General features: G+C 56.4%; 15 protein-coding genes. 5 read left to right on the forward strand and 10 right to left on the reverse strand.

Annotated elements, in window-relative coordinates:
* The first annotated feature begins 249 nt into the window (after positions 1 to 249).
* The 5 genes from U0O11_RS10835 to U0O11_RS10855 all read left to right on the forward strand — a co-directional run bounded on the left by U0O11_RS10835 (position 250) and on the right by U0O11_RS10855 (position 7,104).
* Positions 250 to 1,497: a TolC family protein gene (locus U0O11_RS10835; RefSeq protein WP_324689943.1), complete on the forward strand. Its 1,248-nt coding sequence runs from the start codon at positions 250 to 252 to the stop codon at positions 1,495 to 1,497.
* Positions 1,494 to 3,758 carry a type I secretion system permease/ATPase gene (locus tag U0O11_RS10840; RefSeq protein ID WP_324689945.1) on the forward strand — a complete coding sequence of 755 codons (2,265 nt, stop codon included), beginning with the start codon at positions 1,494 to 1,496 and terminating at the stop codon, positions 3,756 to 3,758. Before U0O11_RS10835 ends, U0O11_RS10840 begins: the two co-directional genes overlap by 4 nt.
* The gene (locus tag U0O11_RS10845; protein WP_324689947.1) at positions 3,755 to 4,942 is read left to right on the forward strand and encodes an HlyD family efflux transporter periplasmic adaptor subunit; all 1,188 of its coding nucleotides are present in this window, start codon (positions 3,755 to 3,757) and stop codon (positions 4,940 to 4,942) included. The genes U0O11_RS10840 and U0O11_RS10845 overlap by 4 nt, the downstream gene beginning before the upstream one ends.
* A gap of 153 nt (positions 4,943 to 5,095) precedes the next feature.
* Positions 5,096 to 5,434 carry a hypothetical protein gene (locus U0O11_RS10850; RefSeq protein ID WP_107336470.1) on the forward strand — a complete coding sequence of 113 codons (339 nt, stop codon included), beginning with the start codon at positions 5,096 to 5,098 and terminating at the stop codon, positions 5,432 to 5,434.
* A 332-nt stretch (positions 5,435 to 5,766) separates the two neighbouring features.
* The gene (locus tag U0O11_RS10855) at positions 5,767 to 7,104 is read left to right on the forward strand and encodes an aminotransferase class I/II-fold pyridoxal phosphate-dependent enzyme (RefSeq protein ID WP_324692519.1); all 1,338 of its coding nucleotides are present in this window, start codon (positions 5,767 to 5,769) and stop codon (positions 7,102 to 7,104) included.
* A 210-nt stretch (positions 7,105 to 7,314) separates the two neighbouring features.
* On the opposite strand, the gene U0O11_RS10860 is transcribed toward U0O11_RS10855, so the two are convergent.
* The 10 genes from U0O11_RS10860 to U0O11_RS10905 all read right to left on the reverse strand — a co-directional run bounded on the left by U0O11_RS10860 (position 7,315) and on the right by U0O11_RS10905 (position 18,278).
* Complete coding sequence (locus U0O11_RS10860) at positions 7,315 to 7,965, reverse strand: DsbA family oxidoreductase (RefSeq protein WP_324689950.1); 651 nt, start codon at positions 7,963 to 7,965, stop codon at positions 7,315 to 7,317.
* 225 nt (positions 7,966 to 8,190) lie between these two features.
* Positions 8,191 to 9,528: an O-antigen ligase family protein gene (locus U0O11_RS10865; RefSeq protein WP_324689951.1), complete on the reverse strand. Its 1,338-nt coding sequence runs from the start codon at positions 9,526 to 9,528 to the stop codon at positions 8,191 to 8,193.
* 249 nt (positions 9,529 to 9,777) lie between these two features.
* Complete coding sequence (locus U0O11_RS10870) at positions 9,778 to 10,944, reverse strand: nucleotide sugar dehydrogenase (RefSeq protein WP_324689952.1); 1,167 nt, start codon at positions 10,942 to 10,944, stop codon at positions 9,778 to 9,780.
* A 147-nt stretch (positions 10,945 to 11,091) separates the two neighbouring features.
* Positions 11,092 to 11,847: a glycosyltransferase family 2 protein gene (locus tag U0O11_RS10875; RefSeq protein WP_324689954.1), complete on the reverse strand. Its 756-nt coding sequence runs from the start codon at positions 11,845 to 11,847 to the stop codon at positions 11,092 to 11,094.
* An 11-nt stretch (positions 11,848 to 11,858) separates the two neighbouring features.
* The gene (locus U0O11_RS10880; RefSeq protein ID WP_324689956.1) at positions 11,859 to 13,265 is read right to left on the reverse strand and encodes a mannose-1-phosphate guanylyltransferase/mannose-6-phosphate isomerase; all 1,407 of its coding nucleotides are present in this window, start codon (positions 13,263 to 13,265) and stop codon (positions 11,859 to 11,861) included.
* A 26-nt stretch (positions 13,266 to 13,291) separates the two neighbouring features.
* Positions 13,292 to 13,774, reverse strand: coding sequence for a GDP-mannose mannosyl hydrolase (locus tag U0O11_RS10885; protein ID WP_324689958.1), 483 nt, complete (start codon positions 13,772 to 13,774; stop codon positions 13,292 to 13,294).
* Between the two features lie 5 nt (positions 13,775 to 13,779).
* On the reverse strand, positions 13,780 to 14,754 hold the full coding sequence (gene fcl / locus U0O11_RS10890) for a GDP-L-fucose synthase (protein WP_324689960.1): 975 nt from the start codon (positions 14,752 to 14,754) through the stop codon (positions 13,780 to 13,782).
* Positions 14,755 to 14,756: 2 nt separating this feature from the next.
* On the reverse strand, positions 14,757 to 15,875 hold the full coding sequence (gmd, locus tag U0O11_RS10895) for a GDP-mannose 4,6-dehydratase (RefSeq protein WP_324692520.1): 1,119 nt from the start codon (positions 15,873 to 15,875) through the stop codon (positions 14,757 to 14,759).
* Positions 15,876 to 15,913: 38 nt separating this feature from the next.
* Positions 15,914 to 17,125: a glycosyltransferase gene (locus U0O11_RS10900; RefSeq protein WP_324689962.1), complete on the reverse strand. Its 1,212-nt coding sequence runs from the start codon at positions 17,123 to 17,125 to the stop codon at positions 15,914 to 15,916.
* Positions 17,126 to 17,168: 43 nt separating this feature from the next.
* On the reverse strand, positions 17,169 to 18,278 hold the full coding sequence (locus U0O11_RS10905) for a glycosyltransferase family 4 protein (protein ID WP_324689964.1): 1,110 nt from the start codon (positions 18,276 to 18,278) through the stop codon (positions 17,169 to 17,171).
* Between the last annotated feature and the right edge of the window lie 56 nt (positions 18,279 to 18,334).

The raw sequence follows: 18,334 nt of genomic DNA on the forward strand, positions 1-18,334 counted from the left end.
ACGGGTGGCTGTTTTGTGTGTCTGTATACAAGACGTTGAGCGTTATTCATCACGTCAGGACGACGGGATGACAGCAACAAGTCAACGGGACCAGGAGGCACGATGTCCCCATTATCCCGCTTTCTACTCTTATGTGAGTGGAAGCGACTGCGCCAACCTTCTCATCCCCCGAGGTTGACCGTTACCGCTCTGATCGGTCTGACGCTATCACTCCCGGCCACTGCCCAGACGAATCGCGATCTTGCCGCCGTGCTGAGCGATGTACTTGCCCATGACCCTCGCATCGAGGCCGCTCGGGCCAATGTGCGTGCCGCAGGGACGGAAATCGAGATCGCCGAGGATGGCTATTGGCCGCGCCTGGAGAGCAGTGTCGGCACCGAGGACAACTTCACCGAAGGCGGCTACCGTCTCACCCTGAGCCAGATGCTATACGACTGGGGCCAGGTGGAGGCCGAGGTCGAGCAGCGCAAGGCAGAGCGGAACGTCGAGCGTGACACCCTGGATCAGACCCGCATGGAAATCGCCCAGGAGGCGATCACCTCCTATATCGATCTGGGCGCCAATCGCGCCATGATGCGCCGCGTGCGCGATTACATCGACAAGCTCGAAAGCCTCGAACGCCTGGCCAATGACCGCACCTTCTCGGGCTATGGGGATCGGGTCGAGCTGGACCGGGCCGCCGTTGATCTTGCCAGTGCCCGCGAGTGGCTGGCGCGCCTGCAAGGCGATGCCGACACCGCCCGTCAGGAGCTCGAGATACTCAGCGGCCGCTCCTTCAGGGATGTTGCCCTGAGCGCCCCGCCGCCGCTGCCGATCGTGGCGGATCTGGCCCGCGACCCCGCCACCACCGATGCCGCCATCACCAACGCGCCGGCCTATCGCAGTCATGTCAGCCAGCAGAATGCCGCGCGCCACGCCCTGAGCCTGAGCGAGGCCGAGCGCTGGCCGGAGTTGCGTCTGGAGGCGACCAGTTCACGCTATGAGTCGAACGACGACATGGTCAGCGACTCCAGCATCGGTCTGCGCATCGAGGCACCGGTCTTCCAGGGTCTGACGCCGTTGCGCCAGCCCGAAGCGGACCGCGCACGCCTGACCGCCGCCCAGTTCGAGACCGCCTCCACCGCCCGCGAGCTACGCCGCCAGATAAAGCGTCTGTCAGCCAGTCAGCCCGCGGTCGAGGCACGTATCAAGGCGCTGGATCAGCAGGCGCGCAGCGGCGAACGCCTGCGCAGCAGCTATCGCGACCAGTTCATCACCGGCTCGCGCAATATCGAGGATCTGCTGACCATCGAGAGCGAGATCTTCGCCGCACGGCGCCAGATGATCGAGCTCAATACCCAGCTGCTCACCGATCAATATGACCTGGCGACCCAGCTGGGCGCGCTACCGCTGGTCTCCTCGCCTTATCGGGCTGAATCCGCTGCCACCCCGCCAGAGACGGCGCGCACCTCGCTGCCCCACTCTCATCACCATGCCAGCCAGGGAGTCAGCCCATGAGCGCCCCACAGACCACCGCCTCCTCGGCCACGGCGACAACGCAACCCGCCCCTTTGCTGGAGAGCGTTCGCCAGTTGCTGCGCCTGCAGGGCCACGGCATCGATCTCGAGCGCCTGCGACACGGCATGCCACTCACCAAGGGTGAGCTGGCGCCGCAGGATCTGGAGCAGGCCCTGTCGCGCCAGGGCATCGCCGCGCGTCTGAGCCAGGCGCCGCTCAACGAGATCCCCGAAAGCCTGATGCCCTGTGTCGTGCTGCTGGAGGACGGCAGCAGTCGCGTGCTGATGTCCCATGAGGCCTCGCATCGGTGGCCTGACAAGTCGAGCAGCGAATCGAGCAGTGAGTCGAGCAACACCCAGGCAGACGATGACTTGGACACCGCCCCCAGCGGCCCCGGCTACAAGCTGCTCGATCCTCTGTCCGGTGGCGTCTACTGGCTGTCACAGTCCGAGCTGGCTGCCGCCTACGCCGGCATTGCGCTTTTTGCGCATGGCGAGATCTCGCTGGAGCGCGCGGAAGGCTACAGCCAGACCCAGAGGGGGCATTGGCTGACCTCACGGCTCAAGTCGCATTGGCGCGTCTTCGCCGAGGTCGCGCTGTCCTCCTCGCTTGCCGCCCTGCTGGCCGTGGCCACGGCCCTGTTCGCGATGCAGGTCTATGACCGGGTGGTGCCGACCGGCGCCGTCGATACGCTGTGGGCGCTGGGCATCGGCGTGATGCTCGCCATCGGGCTGGAAGCCTTGTTGCGCGCATTGCGGGCGCAGCTGATCGAGAACTCGGGCAAGAAGATCGACCTCGAACTCAACGATCACATCTTCCGCCACGCCGTGCAGATGCGCCTGGCCGCCAAGCCGCGCTCGACCGGGGCGATGGCCAGCCAGATTCGTGACTTCGACGCCATCCGTGAATTCTTCACCGCCTCGACCCTCGGCGCCTGTGGGGATCTGCCCTTCGCGCTGCTGTTCCTGGGCCTGATCGCCCTGCTCGGTGGCCCAGTGGTCTGGGTGCCGGTGGCGGCGATCGTGTTGATGCTGATTCCCGTGCTGCTGGCGCAACCGTGGCTGTCACGCCTGTCGCGTGAAGGCATGCGGGAATCGGCGGTCAAGAATGGCGTGCTGCTCGAGACCCTCGACAACCTCGAGAACCTCAAGGCCTGTCGCGCCGAGGGCCATGCCAGCCGTCAGTGGCAGCGCCTGACCTCCGAGCAGACGCACCGCGGCGTCACCTTCCGCCACGCCGTCGCCTGGCTGACCAGCTGGGGCACCGGCATGCAGCAGCTGGCCTACGTCGGCGTCATCATCGCCGGGGTCTACCTGATCATGGCCGGCGAGTTGAGTGTCGGTGCCCTGATCGCCTGTTCGATTCTCTCGTCGCGCGCCATCGGCCCGACCCTGCAGATCAGTGCGCTGCTGAGCCGCTGGCAGCACGTCAAGGTCGCCAAGGAAGGGCTGGATGCGCTGATGGAGACCGACATCGAGCGTCCCAGCGATCGTCGCTTCGCGCGCCTCGCCCAGGCACGCGGGCACTACCAGGCCGAGAATCTGCACTGGCGCTACGACGAGGAAGCCCCGGAAGCCCTGGCGTTGGACCGCCTGAGCATCGCGCCCGGTGAGCACCTCGCCCTGCTGGGAGGCAACGGCGCCGGCAAGAGCACCCTGCTGCGTCTGCTGGCCGGCTACTTCACGCCCACCAGTGGCGAGCTGACCCTCGACAATCTCGCCCTGAGTCAGATCGATCCTGCCGACCGCCAGCGCGCCATCGGCTATCTGCCGCAGGACATCAGCCTGTTCAGCGGCACGCTGCGCGACAACCTGTGCATCGACGGGCGGGATGTCAGCGACATGCGCCTGCTGGAGGTCATCGAGATGACCGGGCTGGGCGACTTCGTGCGCCGCCACCCGCTGGGGCTGGACATGATGCTGCATGATCGCCACAGCCTGTCCGGCGGCCAGCGTCAGAGCCTCGGCCTTGCCCGCCTGGTCCTGCAGGACCCGGTCGTGGTGCTGCTGGATGAGCCCACCGCCTCGCTGGATCAGGCCACCGAGCAACACGTCATCAAGACCCTCGGCCCCTGGCTTGCCGGCCGCACTCTGGTGCTGGCCACACACCGCAAGTCACTGCTCGGCTGGGTCGAACGCGCCCTGGTGCTGCGCCACGGCAAGCGCGTCATGGACGGCCCGCTGGATCAGATCATGGCCAGACAATCGGCCGGCAAGACACCCGCCACCTCCGCATCCCGTCAGCGCCAGGAGGCCTCATGAGCCAGCGTTTCGATCCCGAACTCATCAAACGCGAACTGGGCGCACCGGACCAGAAGCTGGAAAGCCACTGGTCGCGTCCGCTGCTGTGGGCCAGCTTCCTGGTCATCGCGCTGTTCATCGCCTGGGCCAGCTGGGCCGAGGTCAATGAGGTGGCGCGTGGCGAAGCCAAGGTCATCCCCTCCTCGCGCCAGCAGACCATCCAGAGCCTCGAGGGCGGCATCCTCGACGAGATGATGGTCAGCGAGGGCGAGATCGTCGAGGCCGGTCAGCTGCTGGCCGCCATCGACGAGACCCGCTTCCGCTCGGCCTACATGGAGTCATTGAGTCAGGCGCAGGCGCTGCGCGCCACCATCGCCCGTCTGGAGGCCGAGGTGCTGGACAAGTCGAGCATCGAGTTCCCCGAGGAGATGCGTGACAACGAGGCACTGACCGCCACCGAGCGCGAGCTGTTCACAGCTCGGCGCAAGAAGCGTGACAGCGCCCTGAATGCGGTCAGCAAGGAAATCAGTGCGTCCCAGCGTCAGCTCGCGGTGATCCGTCCGCTGGTCAAACGGCGGGCCGTGGGTGAGATGGAGATGCTCAAGCTGGATCGCGAGATCGCCGAGCTCAACGGTCGTCAGGCCGAGATCCGCAACACCTATCTGCAGGACGCCTACGCCGAGCTTGCCGACAAGAAGTCCGAACTGGCCGCCCTCGAGGAAACCAGCGTGCAGCGCCGCGACCAACTGGACCGTACCCGGCTGCTCTCGCCGGTGCGCGGGGTGGTCAACAACATCGCCATCACCACGCGCGGTGGGGTAATACCGCCCGGCGAGGAGATCATGCAGATCACCCCGCTGGAGGACACCCTGGTGTTCGAGACGCGCATTCGCCCGCAGGATGTCGCCTTCATCGCCCCGGGCATGCCGGCGACGATCCGCATCAGCGCCTACGACTATGCGGTCTACGGCACGCTGGAGGGCAAGGTCGAGCGCATCAGCTCGGACACCCTGGAGGAGGAAACGCCACGCGGCGAGGAGAGCTACTATCGCGTGCTGGTCAGCAGCGAGACCGCGGCGCTTGAGCACAACGGCGAGACGCTGCCGATCAAGCCGGGCATGGTCGCCACGGTCGACATCGAGACCGGCGAGCGCAGCGTGCTCTCCTACCTGCTGAGGCCCTTCACTCGCCTTGAGTTGCGCTAACCTATTGCCAGAAAAGCAGAAAATCACATAGCCGCAGAATGAGCTGCTGACTAGACTGCGATATCATGCGCCATTGGTTCACCGGACAACACGGAGCGTCCGGTGAACCACTCCAGCTGCTTTCCCCCGCCTTTACGAGACGAGATCCCCCTCATGGACGAAATGACCATCCTGTCTGTCAATGCACATCATGACCTCAAGGATCACGCCCCCTTGGCGATCATGACAAGCGCGGAGGGCTTCACGCTGCTGCTTGCCAAGACACAAGGCGCTACCTATCTCGTGATTGCCCAGCACATGGGGCGGACGGTCTCGACGGTGGAGCTCGCCTCTGCGCGTTATGCGGAATTCATCATTCAGCTGATTGATGAGCACATTCGCCGACACCCGGGGATTGAATGCGACGATCTCGATATGCATATCAGGCTCAAGGCCAAGGATCATTTACCGCGCACGCCCTTGCCCAGCGATTTTCTCGGGCCCACGGGTTAAGGAGTGCCGGCCATCTGACACGACCTCAGCTGGCCGGCCACTTTTATGCGGCCCCTAACCGCTTGAAGTGGCACGCTACCCGCGATAAGGGACATTATTGTGTGCGCAACGCCCCGTGCCGTCCCCCTCTTCGACCAGCATGATCTCAGTGCACTCACGAACTCGCACGCTTGCCTGCAAGACGCCTCCTGAAAGCCTGAGAGATTCGTCCCCACACCTGCAAAGACTTGCCCTCTTGCGCGTGCACACTCATCATCGGGGAAAAGACTGCTTCTACTTCAAGGACTTCCTCTTTGGCATCTCGTCACTCCTCCGGCCCCAACCCCCGCGACATGAAACAACAGTTGTTGGACAAAGCGCGTGCCCGTCGCACCCAAGCTACCGCCGCCATGGCGGGCGAGGCTGACAATGATGTGTTTGCCCCCAGGACACCGACACTGGAGATCAGCGACGACTTCGTGCGCTTCGATCGCCAACCCGGCTATCAGCAACTCAGCATGATGCAGCAGGCCGGTGCAGCCTTTGGCGTGCCGGAACCCTTCTTCCGCGTGCATGACGGCTGCGCCGGTGCCACGACGCGTATCGAGGGGCGTGAGCTGGTCAACTTCGCCAGCTACAACTACCTCGACTACTCGCGCCATCCGGAAGTGGTCAAGGCCGCGGCGGACGCTGCTGCGCACTATGGCACCTCGGTGTCGGCCTCGCGCGCGGTCTCCGGCGAGCGTCCGATCCACCAGCAGCTGGAAGCCGCCGTCGCGCGCACCTACGACGTCGAGGATGCGGTGGTCTTCGTCAGTGGCCACGCCACCAATGTCTCCACGCTGGGCTATCTGCTCGGGCCGAAGGACCTGATCCTGCATGACGAGTGGATCCACAACAGCTCGCTGGTCGGCGCGCAGCTGTCCGGCGCGCGGCGCATGCCCTTCGCGCACAATGACCCGGACGCGCTGGAGGCGCTGTTGCGTGCCCAGCGAGGCAAGTTCGAGCGAGTACTGATCGTCACCGAAGGCCTCTACAGCATGGACGGTGACGTGCCGGACCTGCCGCGCCTGATCGCCCTCAAGCAGAAGTACCGCTGCTGGCTGATGGTCGACGAAGCCCACTCCTTCGGCGTGCTCGGCGAGCGCGGTCTTGGCCTGAGAGAGCATTACGACATCGCTGCGCGTGACGTCGATATCTGGATGGGCACGATGAGCAAGACGCTGTCCGGCTGCGGCGGCTATATCGCCGGCTGCAAGGAGCTGGTCAGCATGCTGCGCTACTTCGCGCCGGGCTTCCTCTACTCGGTGGGCATGCCGGCGCAGGTCGCCGCCCCGTCGCTGAAGATTCTCGAACTGCTCCAGGGCGACGATGCCAGGCAGCGTATCGCACGTTTGCACGATGTCTCCGGCTACTTCCTCAAGCGCGCCCGCGCACTGGGGCTCGATGTCGGCGACAGCCTGGGCGTTGCCGTCGTACCGGTGATTCTGGGTAGCTCCATTGTTGCCGCCCGCCTTTCCAACCAGCTGTTCGAGGCGGGCTTCAACGTCCAGCCCATCCTGCACCCCGCCGTGCCGGAGAAGAGCGCGCGGCTGCGCTTCTTCCTCTCCTGCGAGCACACCGAAGCGCAAGTCGACGCCGTTCTCGACACGCTCATGCAGCAGCTGAGCAATATCAAGGCGGGTCTTTGACCAGATTTGTGAGCCAGAGTTGTGAGCCAGAGTTGTGAGCCAGAGTGACAAGTCAGCGCAGGAAGTCAGAATCGTGAGCCAAAGCTGATCGGACTTTCGCAACACCTTCTCTGCTGATACATCCCACAACGAAAAACGCGGCCCTGCTTTTCAGCGGGGCCGCGTTTTTTATCACGACAGGAATCAGTGGCGGAGCCAGGTGTCAGTGGCTCAAGATTGCTCTGCCATCAGTTCGCTCAGCACCTGCTCGAACACTTCCTTAGGCTGAGCACCGCTCAGGGCCCTGCGACGGTTGAAGACGAAGGTCGGCACGCTGGAGATTCCCATCTGCTTCCAGTGGTTCTCATGCTGAACGACCTGCTCACGTGCCTCGGCGTCATCGAGTTGCGCGAGCCCTTCCGTGGCATCCAGCCCGACCGCTGCCAGAGAGTCCGCCATCACAGCGCGGTCCGACATGTCCTTCTGCAAGGTGAAGTAGTCAGCGTAGAACTGCATCATCAGATCATGCTGCATGCCCTGTTCGGCGGCGTACTCGAGCAGGACGTGGAGCTCGAGGGTATTCACCATGCGCATGTCGTCGAAGAAATTGAAGACCAGGCCTTCCTCGGCCGCCAGAGCGGTCAGATTGCGACGTGCCTCGGCACTGGCCTTGGGCGTGGTGTCGTACTTGCGCTCGATATGGGCGCGCAGATTCTCTCCGTGTGCCGGCATGTCCGGGTTCAGCTCGAAGGGCTGCCATTCGATCTCGACCTTGTCTTCCAGGCCCAGTGACTGAATGGCGCTCTCGAGGCGCTTGTAGCCGATGATGCACCACGGGCATACCACATCGGAGACGATGTCGATCTTGAGCTTGTCTTGCATATCCATTCTCCTGAGCGGCAAGGCAATAGGCTTCACCGCTCGTCAATATTCGTGAGCGACTGCTCAAATTTGCGCGTACTGTAGACCCCGTGCGTGCTCAGGTCAAAGCCTCTCCAGAGTCTCGAATCGCCTGAGCGTCGAATCACCAGAGCGCCAAGGGCTGAATCTCGAGAGCGCTGAACGCTGTCGCCTCTTCAGGTCTGACATTCCATGCAGACATCCCGATCAGCCATGCTTGGCTTGGGCTTTATCACAAGCGGAGGGCGGCGATGCCTCAAGGCGACGCTCATGGGCGCGCAACGTACCCCAGACGATCGCCAGCCAGTAGGCGTAGACCATCACGCCGCTGGCCTGGGAGAACATCACCCAGGTCATCCCGAAGTCGAGGAAGGTCAGCGGCAGCAGTACCCCGGCGACAGCCAGTGAGCGCAATGTCAGGTCGTCACTGTCCAGGCGACGATAGAAGAGGCGAAGCGGCACCAGATAGAGGGCCAGCAACGCAAGCAGCCCCAATATCCCGCGCTTGACCCACGCATCGAGAAACTCGTTATGGGGATGCGAATACTCCTGCACATGGCGACTCAGCTCGCCCTGTTCGATCATCGCATCGCGCGCCTCGGCGTAACCGGTCTCGCCCCTGCCCAGCCACGGCTGCTCGGCAATCATCAACAAGGCGCCCCGCCACATTTCGAGACGCGCCCCCGCCGAGGTGCCGGCATTGCGGTCCTCCACGTACTTCGTGACATCCGAGACGCCGGCTTCGACACGTTGCTGGATACCGGTCGCCGGTGTCATCACCATCAAGGCGATCACCCCGGCACACATGAAGACGCCCAACCGCAGCACACGCCGCGAGATCACCTGACCATAACTGCGATACAGCACCCAGGCGGCAAACGGGAAGCCGATCCAACCGCCGCGCGTCCCCGACATCAAGGAGCCAATGATGCCGAACGCGCCGCCAATCATCAGCGCCAGCAACCAATAGCGCCGCCGAGCTCCCGCCTGACTCATCGCCCAGCCAAGGCCTGCCAGACACATCAACCCCATCAACATGCAGATATCGCCGAAGTTGATGGTATTGGTGAAGCCACCCGCACGATGTACACCCCACACCAGCTTCTGCCACATCGCCCAACTGCCGGTCAGTACACTGCCGAGGATCAACCCGCCCCACATGGCGCCGAGCGAGGGGGGGCACGACAACACCAGCAACAACACCGGCACAGCCAACAACAGACGAATCGGCACGCCTGTCGTCTGCCATGCATCCCCCTGCAGCAGGATACTCACCAGCAACAAGGCCGCGAGGCCCGCCACCACGCCGATTACCGCCAGGTCTTGCTTGTGGGCAGCCCCCAATAGCGCACGCGGCTCTCGCAGCAGGCAATAGCCACTGATCAACACCAGCAACGCCGGCCCCAGGCTATAGCCAGAAGGCATCACCAGGCTGAGCAAGCCGAACAGGAAGACACTGCAGGAAACGGCGCGCGAGATCATAGGGGAAAAATACGGAGCAACTCCGGATGAATCCGAGCGCGCAGCAGAAGCGAATGGCGGCATACCTGGCCTTCCTGATCCAATGATGACGATGTGAACGGTGATACGGGCAACTCGGCCGAATTCGACAGAGAGTCATCGTGAGCTTGATGAGCGGGATAGCCTGACACAACTACCCTCCTCCTTGGCATCAGGCGCGCAGCATGAAAGTCATCAACTGCTCCCTCTACCCCGTACCCTGTGAACCCATACGAAAACGCCGCATCACAAGGATGCGGCGTTTGAGTCTTGATCAAGAATCAGAACTCTGGATCAATCGTTGCCGAACAGATCGCGGGTGTAGACCTTGTCGACCACATCAGCGAGCTCTTCGGCCATGCGATTGCTCAGAATGACATCCGCTTCCTGCTTGAATGCCTCGAGATCACGCATGACGCGTGAACCGAAGAAGGTGTCTTCTTCCAGCACCGGCTCGTATACCACCACTTCCACGCCCTTGGCCTTGATGCGCTTCATCACGCCCTGCATGGCACTGGCGCGGAAGTTGTCAGAGCCGGACTTCATCACCAGGCGATACACCCCCACCACCTGCGGGTTACGCTTGAGCACGGATTCCGCAATGAAATCCTTGCGCGTGGTGTTGGCATCGACGATGGCCTGGATCATGTTGTTGGGCACTTCCTGATAATTGGCCAACAACTGCTTGGTATCCTTCGGCAAGCAGTAGCCCCCATACCCGAATGATGGGTTGTGGTAGTGCTGCCCAATGCGCGGGTCTAGCCCCACGCCTTCGATGATCTGTTTGGCGTCCAGACCATGTGACTCGGCGTAGGTATCCAGCTCATTGAAGTAGGCCACGCGCATCGCCAGGTAGGTATTGGCAAACAGCTTGATGGCTTCCGCCTCGGTGCTGTCAGTGAAAAGCACATCAATACCCTGCTTGATCGCGCCTTCCTTGAGCAGACCAGCGAACACCTCGGCACGCTCGGAGCGCTCACCGACGATGATACGAGACGGATGCAGGTTGTCGTACAGTGCCTTGCCTTCGCGCAGGAACTCCGGCGAGAAGATCAGATTCTCGGTATTGAAACGCTCACGCGCCTCTACCGTATAGCCTACTGGCACAGTGGACTTGATCACCATCACCGCTTCAGGATTGATGTCGCGTACATCCTGAATCACCGCTTCGACACTGGAAGTATTGAAGTAGTTGGTGGTGGTATCGTAATCCGTCGGCGTCGCGATGATCACGAAATCGGCATCGCGGTAGGCCACTTCCTTGTCGAGGGTAGCGCGGAAATTCAGGTCCCCACGCGCCAGAAACTCGTCAATCTCGGCATCTTCAATCGGTGCGACACCACGGTTCAGGCCTTCCACCTTCTCCGGCACGATATCCAGTGCGATCACTTCATGATGCTGTGCGAGCAGCATGGCGTTGGAGAGGCCGACATAGCCGGTGCCTGCGATGGCAATTTTCATTTGCAATCCTGTGTCAACTATCGTTTGTACTTGAGGCTACGAGAAATCCTGTCTCTATATAACCACAAAAGTGGCAATAAGTTCCCTGAGACAAATTGAATCAAGCACATACTTCCTGAGATATTGCATGAAAAGATAGCACTAACTTTACTGCGACCCTTTCATCATGAACTGTGGAAGTTTGGATAAATTTTTGTAAGGCAGCGCAAGCACAGGATTAACACCATTCTTCATCATGGCGGAAATATCTTCTCGTGACTTGCGGATGATCTGCTTCAAACTACCATTGCTGGCACCTCCCAGGCGCATCTTCACTAAAACCTCAGGAAGGTAATGTACCTTGACCTTGTCACTGGCAAGATAGCGAAGCAAGGCATCATAGTCGCCGGCAATACGGTAAGCGAGATCAAAGCCCCCCAGCTCTTCATACAGCTCTCGACGCATGAAAAACGTCGGATGCGGTGGCATCCAGCCATATTTCAGTTTGTCAGTGCTGAAACTGCCTGACTTCCAATGGCGAATGACATGGGCAGTATTCGCCGCTTTCACATACTGAAGGTCGCCATACACGGCACCAATCTCAGGGTCCTCAAAGCAGGCAGCCACATGTGACAAGACTTCGTCATGCGCGTACAGATCATCAGAGTGCAAGAAACCGACAATATCACCTGTAGAATTCACGATACCTTTGTTGAGCGCGTCGTAGATCCCTTTGTCAGGCTCTGATACCAACACATCGACCGGGCCCAGGGTTTTACGCGCCACCTCGACAGTATCATCCTTGGAGGCCCCATCGATGACTACGTGCTCGACATTACCCCAGCTTTGACGCTTCAATGTCGCTATCGCTTCGCCTATCGTGGCCTGACTATTGAAGCAGGCCGTAACGACGGAGATTTTCAACTGTGAACTCATCAGCTTCGCCCATATCGATCATTGAAACGGATGATATCGTCTTCACCCAGATAAGAACCGGACTGAACTTCAATCAACTCCAGGGGTATCTTGCCGGGATTTTCCAATGCATGAACCTGGCCAATGGGGATGTAGGTTGACTCATTCTCACTGACAAGCTGAGTCTTGTCGCCAATGGTAACCTTCGCCGTCCCAGAGACGACTACCCAATGCTCAGCACGATGATGATGCATCTGGACGGAGAGTTTCGCGCCAGGCTTCACGGTAATGCATTTGACCTGGTAACGATCGCCCTTATCAATGCTGTCGTAGACACCCCAGGGTCGGTAAACCTCACGATGATTGATATGCTCCTGCCGGCCTTCGCGCTTGAGGCGTTCGACGATCTTCTTGACTTCCTGCACCCGTTCCTTGTGAGCGACCAGTACAGCATCCTTGGTCTCTACCACGACCAAGTCTTCAACACCGACTGTAGCCACCAGGCGGTGATCTGCATGCACCATCAAGCCATGACTATCATGAAGCATAACATCCCCATGACAGGCATTCCCCTGCGCATCATGTTCCTTGACGTCCCACAGCGCTGACCAGGAGCCTATATCACTCCACCCCGCTTCAAGCGGCACAACAGCCGCCCGCTCAGTACGCTCCATTACGGCATAATCGATGGAGTCTGATGGGCAGACCTTGAAGGCTTCCGCATCCAGGCGGGTAAAGTCGAGATCTTGACTCGCGCCAGCCAGTGCCGCTCGACACGCTTCAACCATCGCAGGCTGGAAGCGTTCCAGCTCTTCCAGGTAGCTCTGGGCAGAAAAGAGGAACATCCCGCTGTTCCAGTAATAGCCACCAGAGGCCAGATAATCTTCAGCGGTATCGATGTCTGGCTTCTCGACGAAGCGCTTGACGCGGAAACCGAAGTCATTGAGCCCTTCACCACGCTGGATGTACCCATAACCGGTTTCAGCATGCGTCGGTACTATCCCGAACGTGACCAATTGATTCTGCTCAGCCAGCATTTGTGCATGACCGATGCTCTCATGAAATTTCGCAACATCACGAATAAGGTGATCAGCCGCCAATACCAGCAGCAAGGCATTCGGGTCTTCCGCTATGGCATGAAGCGCTGCCACTGCTATCGCAGGCGCCGTATTACGACCTTCAGGTTCAAGCAATATACGCGCGCCGGATCCCCCTTGCTGACGCACTTGCTCTGCGACCAGAAAACGGTGCTCTTCATTGCAGATAAGCAATGGCGCGCTATGCTCAAGGGGTTCCAGGCGCTTGAGTGTTTCCTGCAGCATGCTGCCCTCGCCAGTGAGGGGCAAGAACTGTTTGGGATTCAATTGGCGCGACAGTGGCCACAGCCGTGAGCCACTGCCCCCGGCCATGATGACAGGAGTGATCATGGGAATTCCTTGTGAAGATTGCAAAGTTATACCGCCGGCAAGTAGGCACGCGTATTGGCATGTACCTTCTGGTCCTGGGCGATAGCGCTCGGTGGCCACCATTGGTAGCCACCGTGCTGCTGGCGAGGCAAGATTGCGAGATCAATATCAATATTCAATTGATAAGCGAGCACTATATAGTGCGTCGAGATCTCGGCATCAAACATGCTGTCGGTGTAGAAGTGTTGATAGACACCGAGGAAACGCATGCTGGAAAGCGGCACGACTTGTCCCAGTTCATCCTGAGTCAAGCGCTGAGCGGTAGCTTCAAGAGTCTCCCCCTTGAGCACCCGCCCGCCAGGGACGAACCAACTGCCCTGTGCCGGCCGGTTCAACCGCTCCCCCAATAACCACTCACCTTGAGAATTGGTAACCACAAAATCCATGGAAACAAGCGGTGCATGCGACACGATGTGCCGAAAGTCATCCTTGCTTAGCCAACCTTGAGTGGTTACAGATGCTTCATGCATGAGAATCAACCACGGAAGCGGTCCTGATTGTCGATAAACCAGCCATAGGCATCCACAAGCCCTTCTTCCAGGGTAATGCTCGCCTCCCAACCAAGTGCCTTGAGACGTGAAACATCCATCAACTTGCGGGGCGTACCATCTGGCTTGCTGGCGTCAAATGTAAGTTCGCCTTCAAAACCAATCACCCGTTGTACAGTCTCTGCCAGCTCGCGGATGGTGCAATCCACCCCTGTACCGACATTGATATGAGATAGCATCGGTGAGGTATTGACCTGATAGGCGCTATCGTCCAGTTCCATGACATGCACACTGGCCGCTGCCATATCATCGACATGCAGGAACTCACGCATCGGATTGCCGCTACCCCAGACAACGACTTCACTTTCCCCTTGCTGCTTGGCTTCATGGAAACGACGCAGCAAGGCAGGAATCACATGAGAGTTCTGCGGGTGGAAGTTGTCATGCGGACCGTAAAGATTCGTCGGCATCACGCTACGATAGTCACGGCCGTACTGACGGTTATAGCTCTCACAGAGCTTGATACCGGCGATCTTGGCGATGGCATATGGCTCGTTGGTAGGTTCCAAGGTGCCAGTGAGAAGCGCTTCTTCACGCATCGGCTGCTCTGCATGCTTGGGGTATATACAGGAAGACCCCAGGAAAAGCAGTTTAGCCACATCAGCCATATGCGCAGCGTGAATGATGTTCGCTTCAATCATCAGGTTTTGATAGATGAAGTCAGCCGGATAGATATTATTGGCTTGAATCCCGCCCACCTTGGCAGCAGCCAGGTAAACCTGGTCAATAGCATGCTGCTGGAAGTAAGCCTGTACTTGAGCTTGGTCAAGCAGGTCCAGCTCTTCGCGGCTAGCCGTCAGGATGTTGCGGTAACCGAGCTTCTGCAGGTGACGCACGATAGCAGAACCCACCATCCCACGGTGGCCAGCGACAAAAATCGTCTGATCTAGATCGCGTGACATGCTCAGCCCTCCACCGAAACCGGGATCTCGTAGCCATGCTCTTTCAGTAGTGCATGGCGTTTGGCGACCTTGAGATCTTCAGACACCATCTCAGCACACATTTCTTCTACCGTGATTTCCGGCTCCCAGCCAAGCTTGGCTTTTGCCTTGGACGGATCACCCAGCAGAGTTTCGACTTCCGCAGGGCGGAAGTAACGCGGATCAACCCGCACAAGCACATCGCCAACCTTGAGTGCCGGGGCCTTGTCACCCTCGATCTGCGCAACAATGGCCTGTTCGTCAACACCTTCACCCTCAAAACGCAAGGTGACACCCAGTTCCTGGGCACTCAGGCGAATGAAGTCACGAACTGAAATCTGCTTGCCGGTGGCGATAACGAAGTCTTCAGCTTCTTCCTGCTGCAGCATCATCCACTGCATACGTACATAGTCCTTGGCATGACCCCAATCACGCAGGGCATCCATATTGCCCATGTACAGACACTCTTCCAGGCCCTGAGCAATATTGGCGAGGCCGCGAGTAATCTTACGTGTCACGAAAGTCTCACCGCGGCGCGGGGATTCATGATTGAAGAGAATCCCGTTACAGGCGTACATACCGTATGACTCACGGTAGTTGACCGTAATCCAGTAGGCATACATCTTGGCAGCCGCATACGGAGAGCGTGGATAGAAAGGCGTAGTTTCTCGCTGCGGGACTTCCTGCACTTCTCCAAAGAGCTCTGAAGTTGACGCCTGATAGAACTTGGTCTTCTTTTCCAGGCCCAACAGGCGAATCGCTTCTAGGATTCTCAGGGTACCCAGAGCATCGACATCGGCGGTGTACTCCGGTGATTCGAAGCTGACGGCAACATGAGATTGAGCGGCCAAGTTATAGATTTCGTCCGGCTGCACCTCTTGAATGATGCGAGTAAGGTTGGAAGAATCGGAGAGATCGCCATAATGCAGAACAAAGTTCTGATTCTCGACATGCGGGTCCTGATAAATGTGGTCTACCCGCTGCGTATTGAAAAGCGATGCACGGCGCTTAATGCCGTGTACCTCATAACCCTTTTCTAGAAGCAATTCCGCAAGATAAGAACCATCTTGACCCGTGACGCCAGTAATTAATGCTCTTCTCATGTACATTGTAGAGATCTCTATAGAAAGTATTTAGTGCGTTATGTCATATTGCCATACAACTCAATGCATTTATTGGCAACGGTTGTGTAGCTAAACTTATTTACAATTTTTTCCCTTGCTTCACTTCTAATTTTCTGATAGTGCGGATTATTGATTATCCAGCTAATACCTTCGGCAAAACTTAGAACGTCATAAGGCTCTGCTAGATAGCCATTTACACCGTGATCAACAATATCTACAAGTCCAGAAGTATTAAAAGCTACTACTGGTGTATAGCAAGCCATTGCCTCTGCAGCCGTTTGCCCAAAAGACTCTTGTAGTGATGGAACAACCATAATACTAGCAGCTGAATATAACAGATTAAGTTTTTCCTCATCATTGATGTATCCAACAAATCTAACATCAACATTTAATTCGTAACTTAATTCGAAGCCACTTCCATCTGAGCCAAACACGACCAACTCATAATTCTTATCATTCTCAAGATGACTTAAAGATTCAAGTAGCAACTTAAATCCCTTATTTACTTCATATAAATTTGAACCAGCACCAAATAGTATAACCGTACTGTCAGCACTAATATCAAGACGCTCTTTAGCGAGCTTCATGCATCTATAATTATACAGTTCTGTATTTACTGGATTAGGTAGACAAACAACAGGTTTATCTTTGAGTATTACAGATTTTTTTGCTGTCTTTACCATCCAATCACTGACTCCGGTAAACAATATATTTGAGCTAGCGATTAAATTTTCTTTCCTACGAGCAAGTATTGTGCTCAAGTCTCTTTGAATAGAAGAGCCAAGTTCTGGACATTTACCGCAACCGGTCGCGTAGTTCTTGCAGTCCCACATTACATGACAGCCACCAGTAAAAACCCAGTTATCATGCATAGTCCAAACTACTGGCTTATTAATACTATTAACATCAGCCACTGACATGCCACCAGCATTAACCCAATGTAAGTGTACTATATCTGCGTCGCTGGAATTAATATATTTAAGTATATTTTTGTTGCTAATCATACCCAAAGAAAAATAGTTTCTTTTCCTTGAAATTAAAATTCCTGGAAGCCTATCTAATAAAGCGCGCAGCAAATAAATGATTTTATTATGAAGGCTAGGAGCTTCAGAGTGGATTGCTTTAAAATTAACATCGAGGCCTTCATACTTTAATGCTTCAAATAATCTATATGCAGCTTTAGCTGCCCCTCCCTTTCGAGAATATGAGTTTACTATTAAAACCTTCATTCACACACACCAATTAATTATAAAATGAATACAATGTATTAAACTATATTTCCCAGGGCGGCTTAGGCATAGCATCACCCTCATACTTATGCTTAAGTATATTTATTAGGTAATCAGCACCGGCGTTAATAGTTAGGCAGCTAGCCCAGGTTGCGATATTATTTTTTTCATCAATTGATAACCTCCCTTGCACAATTATTTTTTCAATATGTTTAACAAGATCAGCCTTATTGTTAACTTTAAATACACCGCCAACATTGCTAGACTTTACCACACCAGCAACTCCACACCTGTCACTACATATCGCTGGGGTTCCAGCCATAAGTGCTTCGGAAACTACTACTCCCCAGCCATCATGGGCGCTTGGTAAGATTAAGCAATCTGCAGCTGCCATTTCATTAGGGATTTCATCAATATACTTTCGTCCAATCCATTGTACTTGTCCTTTTAATTTTTCTGAGTGTTTTCTCAGTTCATCATCCAATGGCCCTGAACCGACAACCCTGAGTACATAATTACTAGTCTTTAACTCTGCTAATGAATCAATTAAAAGATCGAGACGCTTTATATCTATAAACTGACCTACAAAAAGAAAAACAAACTTATCAATAGATCTATCCGCAACATTATAAGAGGGTTTGCAACTAGGTAAGAAATAAGTGAATGGGAAAATCTTATTACTTTGCATACCTCTCGACACTAACCAACTAGGAGTGGTATGGCCTATGGCAAGAATACCATCTATATTCTTACTAATTGAATGAATAATCCTCCGGTACTCTAATCTTTTTATATATTTATGCCATTTTAATTCATTTACTGTCTCCATTACTACCCACTGTCTTAGCCCTTTCTTTGATATCTGACTTTGTGCGAAACTTATACTCCCATTACCACGCATACCCTGACAAATATGTATGCTATCTGTTGAAGCATTTGATATTAAATTTTTAATCTCAGACCTATTGGGTATAAATAGCAAATTCACACCAGGCAAATCAGGTGAAACCCACCCTTGCGCTTTTCTATCTTCCGATATTTCACATTCAGCTACGTAAGTAACATTGATCCCCATAGCGGCAAGACTAGTTGCTAAATTTGCCATATGAGGGGTTACCATACGCTGCCATATCCATATATCTTTAATCGACATTTAAGAACACTCCATTAAAAATGACTTTATTCGATATTTATTGATTACCACTTGCC

It is taken from the genome of Cobetia sp. D5 (assembly GCF_035666195.1).
Lineage (GTDB): Bacteria > Pseudomonadota > Gammaproteobacteria > Pseudomonadales > Halomonadaceae > Cobetia > Cobetia amphilecti.

Coding starts and splice junctions, on each gene's coding strand:
- U0O11_RS10840 (WP_324689945.1), top strand. CDS start 1,494: ATGAGCGCCCCACAGACCACCGCCTCCTCGGCCACGGCGACAACGCAA.
- U0O11_RS10845 (WP_324689947.1), top strand. CDS start 3,755: ATGAGCCAGCGTTTCGATCCCGAACTCATCAAACGCGAACTGGGCGCA.
- U0O11_RS10850 (WP_107336470.1), top strand. CDS start 5,096: ATGGACGAAATGACCATCCTGTCTGTCAATGCACATCATGACCTCAAG.
- U0O11_RS10855 (WP_324692519.1), top strand. CDS start 5,767: ATGAAACAACAGTTGTTGGACAAAGCGCGTGCCCGTCGCACCCAAGCT.
- U0O11_RS10860 (WP_324689950.1), bottom strand. CDS start 7,965: ATGCAAGACAAGCTCAAGATCGACATCGTCTCCGATGTGGTATGCCCG.
- U0O11_RS10865 (WP_324689951.1), bottom strand. CDS start 9,528: ATGCCGCCATTCGCTTCTGCTGCGCGCTCGGATTCATCCGGAGTTGCT.
- U0O11_RS10870 (WP_324689952.1), bottom strand. CDS start 10,944: ATGAAAATTGCCATCGCAGGCACCGGCTATGTCGGCCTCTCCAACGCC.
- U0O11_RS10880 (WP_324689956.1), bottom strand. CDS start 13,265: ATGATCACTCCTGTCATCATGGCCGGGGGCAGTGGCTCACGGCTGTGG.
- U0O11_RS10885 (WP_324689958.1), bottom strand. CDS start 13,774: ATGCATGAAGCATCTGTAACCACTCAAGGTTGGCTAAGCAAGGATGAC.
- fcl (WP_324689960.1), bottom strand. CDS start 14,754: ATGTCACGCGATCTAGATCAGACGATTTTTGTCGCTGGCCACCGTGGG.
- gmd (WP_324692520.1), bottom strand. CDS start 15,875: ATGAGAAGAGCATTAATTACTGGCGTCACGGGTCAAGATGGTTCTTAT.
- U0O11_RS10900 (WP_324689962.1), bottom strand. CDS start 17,125: ATGAAGGTTTTAATAGTAAACTCATATTCTCGAAAGGGAGGGGCAGCT.
- U0O11_RS10905 (WP_324689964.1), bottom strand. CDS start 18,278: ATGTCGATTAAAGATATATGGATATGGCAGCGTATGGTAACCCCTCAT.